17 protein-coding genes and 1 pseudogene are annotated in these 17,300 nt (G+C 60.4%); 9 read left to right on the top strand and 9 right to left on the bottom strand.

The genetic code is table 11. The features are described 5' to 3' along the window. Positions 1–602, top strand: a 602-nt coding sequence (locus tag GNZ13_RS53105) for a TrmB family transcriptional regulator (protein WP_236002428.1), incomplete at its 5' end; no start/stop codon positions are given. A 407-nt stretch (positions 603–1,009) separates the two neighbouring features. On the opposite strand, the gene GNZ13_RS42765 is transcribed toward GNZ13_RS53105, so the two are convergent. Then, the gene (locus GNZ13_RS42765; protein WP_172176388.1) at positions 1,010–1,330 is read right to left on the bottom strand and encodes a DUF4148 domain-containing protein; all 321 of its coding nucleotides are present in this window, start codon (positions 1,328–1,330) and stop codon (positions 1,010–1,012) included. A gap of 258 nt (positions 1,331–1,588) precedes the next feature. Here GNZ13_RS42765 and GNZ13_RS42770 point away from each other — a divergent pair, with 258 nt between their 5' ends. Both GNZ13_RS42770 and GNZ13_RS42775 read left to right on the top strand, forming a co-directional pair. Next, entirely contained in the window at positions 1,589–1,876 is a 288-nt protein-coding gene (locus GNZ13_RS42770; RefSeq protein ID WP_172176390.1) for a hypothetical protein, read from the top strand. A gap of 446 nt (positions 1,877–2,322) precedes the next feature. Next, positions 2,323–2,811: pseudogene (locus GNZ13_RS42775) on the top strand (cytochrome b); the annotation flags it as partial. Positions 2,812–2,875: 64 nt separating this feature from the next. On the opposite strand, the gene GNZ13_RS42780 reads toward GNZ13_RS42775, so the two are convergent. Together GNZ13_RS42780 and GNZ13_RS42785 are read right to left on the bottom strand one after the other, a co-directional pair. After that, positions 2,876–3,157 (bottom strand): hypothetical protein, encoded by a 282-nt coding sequence (locus GNZ13_RS42780; RefSeq protein WP_236002429.1) that lies wholly within the window; start codon positions 3,155–3,157, stop codon positions 2,876–2,878. 13 nt (positions 3,158–3,170) lie between these two features. Further along, a complete protein-coding gene (locus GNZ13_RS42785) occupies positions 3,171–4,043 on the bottom strand; it encodes a transcriptional regulator GcvA (protein WP_172176392.1) in 873 nt (290 codons plus the stop codon). A 134-nt stretch (positions 4,044–4,177) separates the two neighbouring features. Here GNZ13_RS42785 and GNZ13_RS42790 point away from each other — a divergent pair, with 134 nt between their 5' ends. The 5 genes from GNZ13_RS42790 to GNZ13_RS42810 all read left to right on the top strand — a co-directional run bounded on the left by GNZ13_RS42790 (position 4,178) and on the right by GNZ13_RS42810 (position 8,252). Next, positions 4,178–4,786, top strand: a complete 609-nt coding sequence (locus GNZ13_RS42790; protein ID WP_172176394.1) for a LysE family translocator — start codon at positions 4,178–4,180, stop codon at positions 4,784–4,786. 344 nt (positions 4,787–5,130) lie between these two features. Next, positions 5,131–5,904: an ABC transporter substrate-binding protein gene (locus tag GNZ13_RS42795; protein ID WP_172176396.1), complete on the top strand. Its 774-nt coding sequence runs from the start codon at positions 5,131–5,133 to the stop codon at positions 5,902–5,904. A gap of 145 nt (positions 5,905–6,049) precedes the next feature. After that, positions 6,050–6,739 (top strand): ABC transporter permease, encoded by a 690-nt coding sequence (locus GNZ13_RS42800; protein ID WP_172176398.1) that lies wholly within the window; start codon positions 6,050–6,052, stop codon positions 6,737–6,739. Further along, on the top strand, positions 6,736–7,449 hold the full coding sequence (locus GNZ13_RS42805; RefSeq protein WP_172176400.1) for an ABC transporter permease: 714 nt from the start codon (positions 6,736–6,738) through the stop codon (positions 7,447–7,449). The genes GNZ13_RS42800 and GNZ13_RS42805 overlap by 4 nt, the downstream gene beginning before the upstream one ends. Positions 7,450–7,484: 35 nt before the next feature. Next, positions 7,485–8,252 carry an ABC transporter ATP-binding protein gene (locus tag GNZ13_RS42810; RefSeq protein ID WP_172176421.1) on the top strand — a complete coding sequence of 256 codons (768 nt, stop codon included), beginning with the start codon at positions 7,485–7,487 and terminating at the stop codon, positions 8,250–8,252. An 87-nt stretch (positions 8,253–8,339) separates the two neighbouring features. Here GNZ13_RS42810 and GNZ13_RS42815 read toward each other — a convergent pair whose 3' ends face one another. The 5 genes from GNZ13_RS42815 to GNZ13_RS42835 all read right to left on the bottom strand — a co-directional run bounded on the left by GNZ13_RS42815 (position 8,340) and on the right by GNZ13_RS42835 (position 14,605). Continuing rightward, complete coding sequence (locus tag GNZ13_RS42815; protein WP_172176402.1) at positions 8,340–9,368, bottom strand: SGNH/GDSL hydrolase family protein; 1,029 nt, start codon at positions 9,366–9,368, stop codon at positions 8,340–8,342. A gap of 139 nt (positions 9,369–9,507) precedes the next feature. Beyond that, positions 9,508–11,124: a TolC family protein gene (locus tag GNZ13_RS42820; RefSeq protein WP_172176404.1), complete on the bottom strand. Its 1,617-nt coding sequence runs from the start codon at positions 11,122–11,124 to the stop codon at positions 9,508–9,510. Next, the gene (locus GNZ13_RS42825; protein WP_172176406.1) at positions 11,111–13,249 is read right to left on the bottom strand and encodes an FUSC family protein; all 2,139 of its coding nucleotides are present in this window, start codon (positions 13,247–13,249) and stop codon (positions 11,111–11,113) included. Before GNZ13_RS42825 ends, GNZ13_RS42820 begins: the two co-directional genes overlap by 14 nt. Further along, positions 13,230–14,279 (bottom strand): multidrug transporter subunit MdtN, encoded by a 1,050-nt coding sequence (gene mdtN, locus GNZ13_RS42830; protein WP_172176408.1) that lies wholly within the window; start codon positions 14,277–14,279, stop codon positions 13,230–13,232. Before mdtN ends, GNZ13_RS42825 begins: the two co-directional genes overlap by 20 nt. Next, on the bottom strand, positions 14,276–14,605 hold the full coding sequence (locus tag GNZ13_RS42835) for a hypothetical protein (RefSeq protein ID WP_172176410.1): 330 nt from the start codon (positions 14,603–14,605) through the stop codon (positions 14,276–14,278). Before GNZ13_RS42835 ends, mdtN begins: the two co-directional genes overlap by 4 nt. A 382-nt stretch (positions 14,606–14,987) precedes the next feature. On the opposite strand from GNZ13_RS42835, the gene GNZ13_RS42840 reads away from it, so the two are divergent. Beyond that, a complete protein-coding gene (locus GNZ13_RS42840) occupies positions 14,988–15,887 on the top strand; it encodes a hypothetical protein (RefSeq protein ID WP_328807371.1) in 900 nt (299 codons plus the stop codon). 153 nt (positions 15,888–16,040) lie between these two features. On the opposite strand, the gene GNZ13_RS42845 is transcribed toward GNZ13_RS42840, so the two are convergent. After that, on the bottom strand, positions 16,041–17,123 hold the full coding sequence (locus tag GNZ13_RS42845; RefSeq protein WP_172176414.1) for a hypothetical protein: 1,083 nt from the start codon (positions 17,121–17,123) through the stop codon (positions 16,041–16,043). Positions 17,124–17,300 lie beyond the last annotated feature (177 nt).

The following is a 17,300-nucleotide window of genomic DNA, read 5'->3' on the forward strand; positions in this document are numbered from 1 at the left end:
TGCTCGCCGACGGACTCGTCGCGACCGTGCAGAAAGGCGCGCGCAGCTATGTGATTCCGCAGGATCCGATCGCGCTGCTCAGGCGTATCGAGGCGCAGCGTCAGCTCGTTCAGGAAGTGCTCCCGCGGCTGCGCTCGATTCACAACTCAGCGGGTGGAAAACCGCGGGTGCGCTATTTCACGGGTATCGAAGGGATCAAGACTGTGCTCAACGAAACGCTCGAATGTCAGAGTAAAGAGTTGCGCGCGGTGATGTCTAACAGCGAGCTGTTTCAGACGCCGGGTTTTGAGGTCATCAGGGACGTCGCGGTGCGACGCATCCGTGCGGGTATCAATCTGCGCGTGATCCGCTCGGGCCCCGGCGATACGCGCGATCTGTGGCGATCGTCGAAGCGCGATCTCCGTGAACTCCGTTTCGCGCCCGCCGATTTCGAAGTGGGTATCACGACCTATCTCTACGACGACACCGTGGCCTTCGTTTCATCGCGGGCCGAGCACTACGCGCTGTCCATTCAAAGCGCGGAGTTCTTTGCGTTCGAGTGCAGTCTGTTCGAAGTGCTATGGAGCACAAGCACGCCCGATCGGTCCGACAAACCCGTGTGAACCGCTTTCATTCGCACCGGGGGTACTGCGCGTCAAGGATCAACGCCCGTCGAAGTGCCTTGAATATTTAAATAGAACGGTAGCGCGACGGGTACGAATCCAGACGTTGTTTCCACTCAGGAAGCGGCCATTCAATTCGCGATGGTGAACGTTGCTTGATCGGCCTTATGGAAAGCTTCGCATAAGGCCGATCAACCGCCTTCCATGTCGCGATTGGAATCGGCGGTTCATCGGCCTGAGCAGCCACTAGACACGCCGCGCTCGTATCATTTCCGAAGGCTGGGTCTCAATGCAGGTCAAGAGACGATACAGCGATGGGAGGAGGGCGCTAGAACTACGCAGCGTCGCGTCGGCTATCGCCTCCAGGAAAGCGTCTAGTAGATGGCATGTCAGCGACCGTCTGCATCTTACGGCGAGGGCTTCGCCGGCCCGTTCTGGCCCGCGTTCATTACCGCGTCTCTTTCTGCTCGATGTTTAGCGGCAACCTTCTCTTCCGCAGCCTGTAGATCGGCGGGGTACGAACCATCGTCACCTTGGGATGGGTTGTAACCCGCCGCCTCCAATTCTTCGAGTTCATGCATAACTTCTGCACGTGTGAGTTGATGGGTAGCGGGCTCCGGCATGGCTTGCGCATAAACGCTCGCTGAACTTGCCATCAGTACTGCCCCTGCCATCACGAGGCTGAGTAGTGGCGAGTCAGCGCACCGATTCAACGATTCCGATTCCATGTTGGTACTCCTTGTGCCTAGGGGCGAAAGAATGACGGACGTTCACTGAGCCGTGTTGTCCGGGGCCGATGCGTTCCGCTGCGCTAGATGCCCGCGCCTTGTGCGTGCTCTCTATGCAAGACCGCTCGCGTGAGCCGGTTATTCCCACATTCGCCTGGAGGCAGTAGAGAGCAAGCGGACGCGCCTCGTTGCCGCGTTCAAGGCGCGCATGCGCATGTAGTGACGCGGTGAAGAGTGAGTGCTCAGGGAGATCGCTCCATGACCAAAGCCTCTAAACGATCCCAACCCGCATTACGCCCGCCTGTCGAGACGCCTCAGTACGAGAAACTTGCATTGCAGGCCTTCGACCTTTGCAACCGCCAGTTGAACCAACTGAAAACGTTTGTCACTTTTACGGCCACAATATGTAGGAATCCTGCCATTGCGATCGAGGAATGCCGACGCCCAGGCTACAAGAACGAAAGCCAGCGCAAACAAACGCCCGCCAAAGGCACCACGAGCGTAGGAGCAGAAACAGCCCAGCAACCGGTTGTCGCGCCGCACTAATCCATCAGGTGTGGCCGGCGTGTCGCATAGACACGCTGAAGACACTGTTGACGCGTCGCCGCTAAGTGTGGCGGCGCGTCGAGCGCAAGCCCGATGAAAGCCATATAAATAAACTTGTAAATGAGGATGATTGTCATTTGCATTTTTATTGACGTGCCTATGCGCGATAGGTACGATGCGCTGCTGCACGGGGGATTGGGTAACCTGGCGCTGAGCGCGGACCGCGTTCGCAAGGCAACAAGCAATGCGCGGAACGCGCATCGGCGTTTCGAAACGGCTTAACGATTTTGGACCTGAACATGTCTGTGAACTGGATGCCGCGAGAAGCAACACATGGCCGCGGTCAACCAAGCGAGCCTCGCGCCGCGGCCGCGTAGAACTGTCGTCTTGACGGGCGCGACACATGCCAGTCGAAGAGCGGGCGAGCCCACGATCGCTACGATGGCCTCGCGCGATTTTTCCATTGGGTTTTCGCCGCCGTCATTATCTATACGAGTGTTGCCGGCTACGCGCTGGCCCACATTGTTGGCGGAGCAGTACACGATTTCCTGTCGCGATTGAATATGTCGATCGCTACGGTACTGATCGTGCTCTTTCCGCTACGAGTGGTTTGGAAGTTCGTCCGGGTCGAGCCTCGCGCGCTGCCCGGTACGCCCGGATGGCAGCGAACGCTTGCAACCGGCATCCACAATTTGATTTACGTAACGATCTTTGCGGTGCTGGCGAGCGGCTTCTTGATGGTCCCGAACGGCTATTCCTTCTTCGGCCTGATCGAGATTCACACGCCTTTCCCGAAAGGCGCGCTGACCGACGAACTCTTCACCGTGCATCGCGCGAGTTGCGCACTGCTGGCCGGGTTGGTCGCGCTGCACGTGCTCGCGGTCATCAAGCACCAGTTGATCGCGCGGAACGACGTCTTGCGACGAATGCTTTGAGCAGGAGGGGGCGCTTACGAGAGCGTCTCCGTTGTTTTACTCGCAGTGCTCGTGGCCGCTGCTTTCACGTGGCGGACAAAAGCGATTGAGCCTGCTTGAGAAGCGCGTGCGACGCGGCAAACTCATTACGTCCAGCCATAGTGAGTGCGGCGTGACCCGTGCGCGCGAAAAGCGCGTCGTCGGACGTTACGACCGCATGCAAGCTGGGATCAGAATGGTTGTATTGGCGAAAAAACGCGAGCATCTGGAAAGTATCGGACCGAAAATTTTGTGGACCGGCCTTGGCTAGAATCTCAGCGGCTGCTGCCAGTTGTCGGGTGGCAGCGAGGAATTCAGCGCGTTCCATGACATCTGTCTCCTCATGCCTCTGACAACAGCCACGTGCGGAACGCCGCGGCGTTGGGGCGGTTCAGTGCTGCCGACGGATAGACCAGCCAGTAACTGTAGTCGTTGGGCAGCACAATGTCGAAAGGCCGTACCAGACGGCCACTACGAAGATCGTTCTGAGCGAGCACGAGCCGGCCTAGCGCAACCCCCTGTCCGTCCACTGCGGCTTGCAATGCGAGGCCAGCGTCGTTAAACGAAGCGCCTGTATCCATGTCGAACCCATCCACCCCAGCCTCGTCACACCAGCGTCGCCACCCCTGCCTCGGCGTATCGTGCAACAAGCGGACGTAGCGTAAGTCAGCCGGAACACGAATGGCGGGCGGCCCATCGACGAGCTTCGGACTACAGACCGGACTCAATGTTTCCCGAGCGATCAGATCAGCCTTCAGGCCTGTCCATTTCCCGAGTCCCGAGCGAATGCCAAGATCGAAGCGTTCAGTGGCAAATGTCCAGACATCTGCCGAACTATCGAGGCGCACGTCGATTTCCGGATGCAAAGCGCGAAACGTTTCAAGACGCGGCACGAGCCATCGCGAAGCGAACGAGGGCAAAACGGTAATGCGCAACGGTCGCTCATCAGGCTCCATTAGGCGCACTGTTGCCGCCGCGATGCGATCGAGCGCGCCGGCCAGTTCCGGAAGATAGCTTTCGCCCTTTGCGGTGAGCTTCAGCGCATGTCCTCGACGCTCGAAAAGGCGCGTGCCTAGCCAATCCTCGAGCTGACGGATTTGATGACTGATGGCGGCCTGCGTCACACAAAGTTCAGCAGCAGCACGGGTAAAGCTCAGGTGCCTCGCCGCAGCCTCAAAGGCACGCAGCGCACCGAGCGGGGGCAGGCGTCGCATGGATCGGTCGATTACTTTGTTTTATCGAGAGCATGAAGATAACCCGTTTGTGACCCAGGAGGAAGTCGCTTCTAATCACACACTCCCTGGACGGACGTGCCGTCCCCGACTGTTGGCCGACATGAGGTTTATTTATGATTTCATGGAACATCTGGATCCTGTTTTTTGGCTACACCGTACCCATGGTCGTGAGCCCCGGTCCCGGCAACACTATTCTCGCGACCGCTGGCGGTCGCTTCGGCGTGGCCGGTTCGATTCCATTCTGGGCCGGCTTCGAGTTGGCGAATCTGGCGCTGTGCGTGATCTATGGAATGGGCTTGGGGAAGGCGTTGCATGGCCACCCTGAAGTCCAGATGGTGCTCAAGTGGGCGGGCACCGTCTATCTGCTCTATCTTGCCTGGGGATTTTTCCGTTCGTCAGCCGAATCGGCAAATAGCAGCGAAGAGGGCAGTGTGCGACTTCGTGCCGGGGACGGATTTCTATCTGTGATCCTCAATCCCAAGATTCACTCGATGATTCTGGTGATGTTTTCGCAGTTTCTCGATTCCGCGCAATCGCTTCCGGCACAGGTCTTCCAACTCGCGGCTGCGTTTCTTTTCGTGTGCGTGGCTTGCCACTTTCCATGGATATATGGAGGCCGGTTGATTCTCCGCCGGTTTCGATCAGCGCCTGCTTTGCAGATTCAGGGGTGGGTGTTCGGCATCTGCATGATCCTCGTGGCGGGTTATGTCGCGTTCGGCTGAAACCCAAGAAGACCCTGTCTAGACAGGGGCTTGCGAGTTGGTAAGATCGATATGTATATACAACTTAGGTCATTTCCATAGGGGTAGCGCTGATCCAGCTCGTCGTAGCTATTTGTAAACTCCCGCAAATTTGAGCGTAAATCGCGCATCATGCGCGCAAACCCTAGTTGCGGTGTTGAAAGTTGACTCGCTACTATGCTGTCTATACAACATCCGGTGATGCAGACACATACGAAGCAAAAAATCACCCTGTCTATACAACATCGCTGGGCAGAATCCACGGGGTTGGGGGCAGTCCGCCTCCTGCACCGTTCAGCGCCTCGAAGACCATCTCTGGAGAGTTTATGAAGAAGTTTGTCCTGTGCATCGCGCTTGCCGCCGTTGCAACCGGTGCGTATGCAAAAGACTGGTCGACCGTGCGGTTCGGCGTAGATGCCAGCTATCCCCCGTTTGAGTCGAAGGGCACGGACGGCAAGCTCGTCGGCTTCGACGTCGATCTCGGCAACGAAATCTGCGCGCGTCTGAAGGCCAAATGCGTGTGGGTTGAAAACGACTTCGACGGCATGATTCCCGCGCTGAAGGCGAAGAAATTCGACGGCGTGCTGTCGTCGATGTCGATGACCCCGCAACGCGCGGAACAGGTTGCCTTCTCGGCGAAGCTGTTCAACACGCCGACGCGCCTCGTCGCCAAGACCGGCTCGCCGCTGCTGCCGACGCCGCAATCGTTGGCCGGCAAGACGATCGGTGTCGAACAGGGCACGATCCAGGAAACGTACGCGAAGACCTACTGGGAGCCGAAGGGAGCAAAGATCGTGCCGTACCAGAACCAGGATCAGGTCTATACCGACCTGCTGTCGGGCCGTCTGGACGCAGCGCTGCAAGACGCAGTGCAAGCTGAACTCGGCTTTCTGAAGACGCCGCGCGGCGCAGGCTTTGCGTTCGCCGGCAAGGATATCGTCGACGAGAAGGTACTGGGCAATGGCGCGGGTATCGGCATGCGCAAGGACGACGCCGACCTGAAGGTGAAGGTTGACAAGGCCATCGCCGACATCATCAAGGACGGCACCTACAAGAAGATCGAGAAGAAGTACTTCGACTTCGACGTCTATGGCGGCTGAGCGGTAGCTCAGCGCTTTTCTCGCAGATTCACACGATCCACTCGCCGCGCGGCGGCGCGGCGTCATCTGTTCAAGCTCGAGAAATCAGCCGTGAAGAACAGATGCGCTGCGCGATCAAACGCCTCGCCATCAAGGATACGTAAGCATGTTATTTCACGGGTTTGGCCCGCTTCTTCTTGCGGGCATGTGGGAAACGATCAAGCTGGCGATGTTGTCGCTGGCTGCTTCGTTTGTGCTGGGCCTTGGCGGTGCGGCGGCGAAATTGTCGCCCAACCGGGTGCTGTCCCACATCGGCACGGTTTATACAACGCTGATTCGCGCTGTTCCTGATCTCGTGCTGATGCTGCTGTTGTTCTACGGCATTCAGATTTTGCTCAACAATCTGACCGACTGGCTGGGTGTCGATCAGATCGACATCGACCCGTTTGTTGCCGGCGTTATCACGCTCGGCTTTATCTACGGGGCCTACTTTACCGAGACATTCCGCGGCGCTTTTCTCGCTGTTCCTCGCGGGCAACTCGAGGCGGGCTACGCCTACGGCATGAGTTCATGGCGAGTATTTAGCCGGATCATGTTCCCGCAAATGATGCGCTTCGCACTGCCCGGCATCGGGAACAACTGGCAGGTGCTGGTCAAGGCCACAGCGCTAGTCTCGATCATCGGCCTCTCCGACGTGGTCAAGGCCTCTCAGGACGCGGGCAAGAGTACGTTGCAGTTCTTCTTTTTCACGTTGACCGCGGGTGCGATCTACCTTGTGATCACAACCGTGTCGAACCTTGTATTGATCTGGCTGGAAAAGCGTTATTCGATGGGCGTACGGAGGGCAGCGCTGTGATTGAACTCGTCAGGCAATACTGGCAAAACTATCTGTACACCGACGGCTATCATTACAGCGGTCTTGTCATCACCTTGTGGCTCCTCGTCGCGTCGATCGGACTGGGCTTCGGTCTCGCCGTTCCACTTGCCGTTGCGCGCGCGTCGCGTAACCGCTTCATCTCCGGACCGGTCTGGCTCTATACGTATGTGTTCCGCGGCACGCCGCTCTACGTTCAGTTGCTGCTGTGCTATACAGGCCTCTACAGCCTCCAGGTCGTTCACTCGCACGAACTGCTCGATGCCTTCTTCCGTAATGCGATGAATTGCACCTTGCTCGCGTTTACGCTGAACGAGTGTGCGTACGCCACGGAGATATTTGCAGGCGCGATAAAGGCGACGTCTTACGGTGAGATCGAAGCCGGACAGGCCTTCGGGATGTCGAAATTCAAGCTCTACACCCGCATCGTCCTGCCGTCCGCATTGCGGCGAGCGCTGCCCAATTACAGCAACGAAGTCATCCTGATGCTGCACGCCACGACGCTCGCTTTCACCGCCACCGTGCCTGACATTCTGAAAGTGACGCGCGACGTCAACTCCGCAACCTACGCTTCCTTCCAGGCGTACGGCATTGCTGCCGTGCTGTATGCCGCCATCGTCTTTACGCTGGTATGGGCGTTTCGCCGGATGGAAACACGCTTGCTGGCTTTTCTGAAGCCGCAAGGGCATTAACTGGCTACCCGCAGCCAAGATGGAGTGTATTGAGAATGTATAAGCTGATTGTCGACGACGTACACAAGAAGTTTGGTGACAACGAGGTTCTGAAGGGCGTATCACTCAAGGCAAAGGCCGGTGATGTCATCAGTATCATCGGTTCGAGCGGCTCGGGGAAAAGCACCTTTTTGCGTTGCATAAATTTTCTTGAGCAGCCTTGCTCTGGGCGTATCACCGTCGACGCGGAAGAGATCCAGACGAAGCGTGACAGAAAGGGCGCATTGCAAGTTAGCGATCGCAAGCAACTGCAGAAAATGCGCGCCAAGCTATCGATGGTGTTTCAGCACTTCAACTTGTGGGCGCACATGACCGTGCTCGAAAATATCATCGAAGCGCCGGTCAGCGTTTTGGGTTTGAGCCGGGCCGAAGCGGAGACGCGGGCTCGCAAGTACCTGACCAAGGTGGGGCTCACGGCCGGCACGGAAAGCAAATATCCGGCCCATCTGTCCGGCGGTCAGCAACAGCGGGTGGCCATTGCACGCGCACTGGCGATGGAGCCCGAAGTCATGCTGTTCGACGAACCCACTTCGGCGCTTGACCCGGAACTGGTCGGCGAAGTGTTGAAAGTCATGCAGGCGTTGGCTGAAGAAGGGCGCACGATGATCGTGGTCACGCACGAAATGGGATTCGCTCGCAACGTATCGAATCACGTGGTCTTTCTGCACAAGGGCAAAATCGAAGAAGAAGGCAATCCACAAGACATCCTGGTCAATCCGAAAAGCGAACGATTGGGGCAGTTTCTTGCTGGCAGCCTGAAATGACGCTGTAGTTCGCGTTCTAATATCGGCGCCGGCAAATCCAGCGCCTGATAAACCACGTCCTTACCGATTGTCCCGCATTCTCGAGGCTTAGTGACCTAGTCCGCTCAGGGCGATCTGCTGCTCCACGTACTGGGCGAACAGCGCATGCAGATGGGTCGTCGGATGAAGGTCATCGGCGAACATATAGGTTTGATCCGCATTGGACGTCACGTAGGTCGGCGGTGAGCACAGCAAAGCTGTGTTATCCGGTGTTTTCGTGGGGTCGCAGGCCTGGCTGGTGTTTGTCACAGCGAAGCCGTTGGCCTGAAAGTTCGCGATGATCTGGTCTACCCATGTATAAGAGTCGATCAGGATGACCTTGCCTTGCAGGCCATCGGCTTGCAAGGCAGCGTTCAGGTCCTCGTTGAAGAGTTGCGATAGCTGGGTCAGATTGGCCCCGCCGTCGGCCGAGGCGATGCCTTTGGGCGACAGGCCGACATTCGGCACATTGACCACCACCACATGCGTGGCGCCGTTCTGAACGATCTGCCCGACAATCTGAGCGAGAGTGGATGCCGCCGTTTGCACGGTCGGCGCCGCCCCCGGCAGCGAACCGGCGCGAAGCACGTCGTTTGCGCCGATCCAGACCAGCACCAGTTGACCGGAATTGAAGCTCCCGTGCGTGGTCAGATAGCTCGAAACCTGCTGGTTGGCCGGCATTTCGACATTGCCGATCACGTCGGAAAGAAAGTCGTACAGGTTTGCCGGCGTCGCGACCGTGGCGCCGCCCTCTGCATAGCCGAGACCGCTTTGCGCGCTCAACTTATGAGTGATGTCGATCGTAAACGCGGCGCTTAGCGTGCCGCCGTAGTATTGCGCGACGTCCTGAGTCCACACTTGACCCGGATTGGTCGTAAAACGCCCCCCGCCTACCGCGCTAGCGATCGGCGCATAGGTCCCGACGTCCGAGAGGCTGTCGCCGAACGAAACGACTTGCAGATTGACGCCGCCCGGCGGAGTGGCTGTGCCACTGCCGCTGCTCGAGCCTCCATTTCCGCCGCATGCGGTAAGCAGTGAAATCATTCCGGTAAGAATTGCAATACGTACCGTGTGTACCGTGTCATGGATTGCTCGCATAGCTCCTCCACCGCGGGTCGGCTGGGCAGATGCCCTCACGTGGCGGGCTTATTGCCCGCCTGTCCGTCGCGTTGCAACAGGTACTTTCATGAAGCAAAAAACATGCGCCAATCGGAACCCCGGAGCAATCGAAACTTCCTCACCAATTGTCCCGCATCGGAATCGATTCAACCGACCCGGTCGCCAGCGCAAGCGCTGCCGCTGCTGACAATGCACTGCTGTAACTATCCGCGTCCGCGTTTTTTGCCGCGAGCAATTGATTCTGCGCGAGCAGCGCGTCGGTCACCGAGCCGACACTTTGCCGATAAGCGTCGAACGCGGCGTTGTAAGTCGTCTGCGCCGCGGCAAGCAGCTCTTTAGCCGCAGCCTGCGCGGCAAGACTCGTCTGCAGCGTATTTTGCGCAGCAACGATTTGCCGAACCGCCTCTTCACGGCTTCGTGTTAGGCGCGTCGACGCACTGTCGGCGTCGTTGCGTGCCTGCGCGAGCACCGCCGATCGCAAACCGCCGTCATACAGCGGAATCGTCACACCAACGATCACGCTGCCGCCGTAGCGGCCGCCGCTCAGGTTCACCGTCGGCAGTTGCTGACCGATGGCCGGAACGGCCGAAATCGACGAACTGCCGGTGTTGTACGCCCCTGTCGCCGAGACGAATACCTTCGGCATGAAGTCCGACTCGGCCGCCTTCACTTTCGCCAGATTGACCCGTTCGGCCGCATAGGCGCTTAACACGTCCGGGCGACGGGCGATGGCGGACGACACGATCCGGTCGATCGAATCGTTCGTCATCGCCGGGAGTGTGTGCGCGGGCATCTCCGCGATCCTGGGCTTCGAGAGCGGAGAAATTCCCATCGCGGCAATCAGCGCGAGGTAGCTGTTGCTTTCCGCACCCTGGGCCTGGACGAGTGCGAGCCTGGCCTGCGCGCGGTTCTGGTTGGCCTGCGCCACTTCGATGACGGTGCCGATGCCATGCTTGTAGCGCGACTGTGCCGCGGCCAGGATCGCTTCTGCATTGTCGAGACCCTGTTGCGTCGTGGCGATGCGGGCGCGCGCGGCCTGGTACGCGTAGAACGCCACGCTGACGTCGAAAATGACCTGTTGATGGACCGCGGTGAAGCCGATGTTCGCCATCACCGATGCCTGCGACGCGGCTTCGACACGCGCGGCGCGTCCGCCGAAATCGAACAGCAGCCATTGCAGCGCGACCACCGAAGTCGTGCCGTGCCCGGTTATGCTCGCCGACGAATCGCCGAGCACGGATGAATTCGAACTATGAAGGCCGGCGTATTGCCCCATCGCCGCGACCGACAGTTGCGGAAGGTACGCGCTCTTCGCGATGCCGGCCGCGAGCGCCACATTGCGCGCGTCGTTCCAGGCGATGCGGGTTAGCGGATTCGCTGACTCCGCCAGATCGATCAGTTCGGGTAAATCGTATGCATGCGCCTGGTCGAGCGCAGGTGGAGGCGGCACGGCGGCGAGGGCGGGATTCGCGGGGAGTTGGTAGCTGCGTGCGGAGGCGGCGGGGTTAGCCGATGCAGCCGAAGCAGCCGAAGCCGCTGAGTTAACCGAGCTAGCTGAATTAGCCGGCCCAGCAAACGCCGCCGGGCCTGGGACAATCGCGCCGGCCGCATCCGTCTGCGGTTGCCACGGACGGTCGGGACTGTCCGGCGCCATGTCGAGGGACGACGTGGCGCATCCGGCCAAACCCGCCGCGGCCAGGATCGCCAGTGCGAATGGAGGGTTAAGCCGACGCATGAGCCGTGAGTTCCTTCGCCGCGTCGTTCGACGCAGCGTGTTCGAGTTGAGTGAGGCGTGCATCGCCGAGGAGTAGTAAAGCGGTGCGTGTGTCGTCGTTGGCTGCTGCTTCCGGTAAATCCGGATCTTGCCCGGCGGGCAAAGCGGTGACAACAGTGCCGCCTGCGCCCTGTACGCCTGTAGCACCCATAGCACCAGCTGAAACGTCACTTTCCACCGCCGACACCGCCAGCCCACCCACAACCCGCTTAAGCCAGCCTTCAATCGCGGCATCGCCCGGTCGACGTTCAGCGAGCAGGAACATCGGTCCTTCCAGCGCATCGAGCTTGGCCAGCGCGCTGCGGCGTTCAGCGATCCACTGCGCTTCGGGGCGAACCCACGACGGCTCGTAATGCATCAGCGCGATGTCCTGTTCCAGCGCGCCGCACTGAGCCATGGCGCTCGCGGCCTGTGCCCGGCGCGTGACGGCATCAGGCAGCGCCGCCAGCCGCACCCACTGTTGCCGCAGCGCGGCGAGCCCAGCGTCGACGCGCGCGGCCACAGTGACTGGCCACACGCGGGTGAAAACCAGATAGACGACCACATTGGCGATCAGGATCCCGATCGTGCGATCTCGCGCGACCGTCAAGTCGTAGCCAGGCGCCGCGCCCTGCAACACGCACATGAAAAACACCAAGGCGATCTGGAAGCCGGCATAAGCAATCCGTGGAGAACCGAAAGCGACCCACGCCGACAGCCATGCACCGATCAGCACGAGCGCTATCAGCCCGGCGACGGACGTCAGCACCGGCGTCGCGAACACGATTGCCGCGGTGCCCAGGACCGCGCCCACGAGACACCCGGCGATCCGCAGCGTCATCTTCTCGACGGTCTCGGCGGTGGTGCCGAGGGACACCATGTAGACCGTGATGAAGCAGGTGTGGATGCCCGGCCAGTTGATCTGCGAATAAAGCAGGTAGCAGAACATCGCCGCCGCGGTGGTTTTCAACGCGTAGCGGACGTGGTCGGGATTGGTGAATGCATCCGGCAGGAAGAACCCGCCGCGCTTGGCCGCAGGTGGCGGCGTGGTCTTGCCTTCGACTTGCGCTTGGGTTCGTGCTTCGGTTCGCGCGCCGGATTCGACTTTGCTTTCGCCTTCGACATCGGTTTGCGCTTCGACCACGGCGAAGCGGGTGATCGCATCACGCAGATCCTCAACGACGAGTCGCGCGAGCGGCGTCAGTTCGGTCATGCTGGGCAGCTTGAGTTCGATGTCGACTGGATAGCCACCTGCATCGAGCATCCGGGCCATGTTCTCCAGCGTCTCGGCAATCGGCGCGGCGAACGATGCCGGCAGCCGCCCCGACGGTTCGCTGGCCGCCAGATTGGCCGCGACCAGAATCGCCAGCGTCGATGACACGGCCTGCCGCAGCGGCCCGACATCGTCACGCACCGACGACCCGTCGACCACCGAGAGCTTGAGCCATGTGCCGATTTCCGCGTCGCCCTCGTGCAGGCATTCGCTGAGTGCGCCGGCCGTCACCCCGGGTTCGGAGAGGCTCTGGGCCGCGAGCCGCAGACGCTTCGCCAGCGCGCGGCCGGCGAGCTTGCGCGGCGACGGCGCGATCAACAGGTTGACGCCGATCGAGACACCGACCGGAATCGCGACCATCAGCCAGACGTAGAGCAGGGCGCGCGTCGCTACTTCGCCGAACGGTACGCTGCCGAGCTCGTCGAGCGCAAAGCCGACGATCATCGCGATGATCGCGCCCACCGGCCGTAGCTTGCTCGCCGAGGTCACGAACAGCAGACCGAACGATAGTCCCGCGATGCACGCCACCCGCCACATGGGATCGTCGAGCGCAAACATGGCCACCACCATGACCACTCCGATGAGCACCGTGACCAGCACCAGTAGCGCCGAGCCCAGCACCACGCTCAAGACCCGGTCGGGCCGGTTCAGGAAGAACACGACATAGGCGGAAATCGCGGCTTCCGGCGTGCCGTAGGCGCTCGTCACGAACGCCGTCAGCGCGCAGATCAGCGCGATGCGGGTTGCCATCGCCGCGCGCCCGGGATAGGGCGCAAGCAGCTTCAGGATATCGGCGGGGCCCGGTCGGGCAAGATCACCGGCAGGCTGCGCCATGCCGGACCTCGACGATCGCACTTGCACCGATTCGCGCCAGCCGGGCGGCCGGTTCGTCGAGCCGCACCCGCACGGGAAAGCGCTGGGCAACCCGCACCCAGTTCACGGACTGTTGGACGATCGGCAAGGTGCGCGGCAGATTGATCCGGTCGGAATCGGCCACGCCCGCGCTGATGCCGACCACCTCGCCGCGAATCGCCTGGCTGCGGTCGATCATGGAATAAACGGTTGCACAATCTCCCGGCTGGATCCGCGCGAGCGCCCCTTCCCGGAAGTTGGCGACGGCGAACCATTCGTCCGCGTGCACGAGCGTGAAGATCGACTGATGCGGCGCGATCGTCTCGCCCGCCAGCACCGATAGCCCCGTGACGAAGCCATTCTGCGGCGCGCGCACGATGGTGTCGTCGAGGCTGCGCTGCGCGAGCGCGAGGGCGGCCTCGCGCGCATGCACCGTGGCGACGGCGCCTGCTTCGTCGCCGATCGTCTGCGCGGTGGCCTGCTTCTGCTCCTGCGCCTGCTTCAGCGACAACGCCGCATCGCGCTGCGCGACCTGCGCCTGATCCAGTTGCTGGACCGGCACGTAGCCCTTCGCCACGAGCGGTGTGAGCCGCTGCACGGTGCGCGAGGCCAGTTCGTAGTTGTGTGCCGCCTTGCCGGTCTGGTCGCCGGCGATGACTGCATTGGCGCGCTCACCGACAATCGACCTGCGCCGCGTTTCGAGCGCCGCGCGGGCCAGTTCGAGATCCGCCTGGGTTTGCGCGACCGCCAGCCGATAAGGCACAGGATCGATCTCGAAGAGCACGTCGCCCTTTGCGACCCGCTGATTCTCCTCTACCGCCAGCCGGATGATCCGGCCGCCGACGGGTGACGCGACGTGTACGACGTCGGCGTCGATCGTTGCGTCGTCGGTTGATGGAAACCGGGTGGTCCGGTCATAGCCGTACCAGGCCGCCGCGACGCCGAGCACGACGATCACGCCCGCGATCACGCGGCCTTTGACAGAGGCTTTACGCAAGCCGGCGATTTTCATAAAAGCTGTCCTGTTCCCGAAAGCCAGAAGAGCACGGCGACCGTCAGACCGATGGCCACGCAGACAGAGAGCTGAAACGGGACGATCTGCGCCCACCCCGTGGAGACGAAGATCCGATGGGCGATGAGTGCGCCGACGAACCCGACTACCGCGCTCAATAGCCAGAGCGGGAAATAGGCGCCGAAGATTTCATACGACGGCGCACCGCGCAGCGTACACCCCTGCAAGGAGAGGCTCAGGGCAGCGACGGCCGCGACGGCCGGACGATACGGTGTGCTGTGCGCGATCGAGGCGCGGACGCCTCCAGGATTTGGCTTGAACGGCATTGCGGCGTCGCGAGGTGGGTGCATGCGTTAGGGGAGCAACGAAATCACGGGCACTTTACCAGTGCGCCAGTTTCGTTTCGACTTTTTCCGGTGCGCCAGCCGTTTAGCTGTTCCAGATCATTGATATCAATACAGATGTTCTTATTTGAAGCGAGCGCGTGCTATGCGTTACGAATAATAAGCATCGTACCAATGCCGACGTGAATCGCAAAAAATGCTGTCCTTCAAGCCTGCATTATTGAAAAGCGGTTCTTCGGTAAGCGTTAAAGACTTTTATTTTACTGCCGTTTACATGATTGCGCGATTTTGCGCAGGGTATATCGAGATCCGATTAATCATATTGCGGCATTGAGAATCCGCATCCAGAACTAATAAAATGAAAATGAAATCCAAATCACTTCTACTCGTTTCCATGCTGGGCTCATTGACGCTTGCTGCGTGCGGCGGCGGAGGAGGTGGCGATAGCAGCACGCCGACCGCCCAATCGGCCAGCGCACCGGCAAGCGCCAGCGCACCAGCCTCTGCGAGCGCACCGGCCACCGCGAGCGCACCCGCGGCCGCGTCGGCGCCGGCCTTGACGGGTGAGGCACTGCCGAGTCTGACGTCCCCGCAGGCCGGTTCGACGGCTGCAGCGGGCAACGGTTCCGAAGGCCTCTGGACGCAATCGGGCACGTCCAACATGACGGCCTTCGTGGACCCGGCCAATAACCTCTCTTACCTCAATGGCCTGTTCTCCATCGTCACGGCGACCTTCTTCGGGACGATCTCCACCGCTACGTCGAACTGGACCTTGACCACCGGTTTCGAGACGGTCGGCGGCTTTCGCTACACGGCTGCGTCGGGAAGTGGGACAATCGCCGCGAACCAGACCCTGACGGGCAGCTACGTGGCCAACGGCAGCACCGTGAACCTGGCGCTGACGTACGACCCGGCGAATGCGCTCGCGGTCACCCAGTCGAGCGTCGCGGGGACGTGGGCACAAACTTCGACGACGATCACGGTCGACAATGCCGGTGGCTTCACCGGCTCGATTCTCGGCTGCGGTGTCACGGGCACGCTGGCGTTGACCACGGCGGGCTCGAACAAGAACCTCTACACGATGACCTTGACCGGCACGGCGAGCACCTGCTCGTTGCGTTCGGGCGTGACCTACTCAGGTAACGCAGCGATCAAGTTCGTGCCCGTTACCGGCAGCACGACGTTGTACAAGCGGACGGTCGTCTATCTGATCAAGGCTGCGGATAACTTGGAGATCGCCTACGGTCAACTGACGAAGCAGTAAGCCGGTGCAGGGCCACGGCGCGCGCTAGCTCGCCGTGGCCCACGGGGACCCTTGATGACCCGGTTTCCCCAAGGCGAGTCCACAATCCGCAGTGGAGCGAATGGCAACGTTGGGTCGTTGCGTGTGGGGCTGCAGCGGGCGCCGCCAGGCGGTTTACTCGCCGACGAAGATCAGTCCATGCGGCGTTTTCATCCCGGTGAACATCGGCGTCATCACGCCCGTCGAGGTGTTCACCTGCAAGAGCGTGCCTTGGCCGGCGCTGTATGCGGTACCGGCAGTGAAGCCAGCGGTTGCGTCGATGCGATAGACCAACTGTGCCGAATTGTCCGCCAGCAACATGAACGAGTTGCCCGACGGCGCCCAACGCGTGTCGTCGACCGGCCATGCGTTGCCGTACAGCGTCAGCGGCAGCACGCTTACCGACTGATTCGCACCGGGGTTCGCGACGAACACCAGCTCCGAATCCTGCTGGCTATCCACAACCAGATTGCCGCTCGGATCGATCGCCATCGAATCCGGGTCGGTCATATTGAGCGTCACTTGCGTATTGGTGGGGATGTTCGTCGCCGTTGCGTTACCCATCAGCGCAGGCGTCAGATGGAACGTTTGATGATCCGGATTCAGCGTCACGCTATAGACCGACGGCACCGAGCTCACACCGTTGGGCGCTGTCGCCGTCGCGGCACTCAGATTGGGATTGGAGGCGGCCGCATACACGACACCATTGAGCATTTTCATGTCGTCCAGCCCCCCGCCATGTATCGGCGGAACGTCCGGGGTGAGTGTTTGCTGGGTATTGGCCGTCGTGTCGATCACGATCAGCATGGGGCTCGCGTCTTCGTTGGTGCTGACCCATACGGTGTGCGAATCGTATTCCATCAGCCCATCGGGGTGACCCGGTACGTTGAAAGTCCGGACGATATTCCCGTTCTTATCGTATTCGATCACTTCGCTTTGCGGCGAGGTCCCGGCGACAGCCGTGCCGTCCGGATTGTTATTGTTGTCCTGCGCAATCACGAAGAGGTTGTTGCCGTGCATGAGAAGGTCATCGGGGCGCAGCTTGCCGGGAATCTGTGCAAACACGGAGATCTTGTAGCCCGGGAGCGCCGCGGCAACCGATGCCGGAACCGCAATCGAAGCTGCAGCATTGGTGGGCGCCGATACGCTACCGCCACCGCCACATGCCGCAAGGGTTGAAATGAGGCCGACGATGCAAGCAAGTTTTTTCGGAGCCATGTGCGCTTAGTGTCATCTCATCAATTGGAATTTCATAACCTTATATTTATACTCGTGAGTGCCGAATTCGGGCCCATTTTCGGCTATGTTCCCAGTCGGAACATCTCGAATGTCTCGGGGTCCTGCCTTTCTGCGATGAATTTTGCGAAGAAATGGGTTCCGGTGCTATTCACGATA

The sequence above is a fragment of the Paraburkholderia elongata genome (assembly GCF_013177735.1).
GTDB classification, from domain to species: Bacteria; Pseudomonadota; Gammaproteobacteria; order Burkholderiales; family Burkholderiaceae; genus Paraburkholderia; species Paraburkholderia elongata.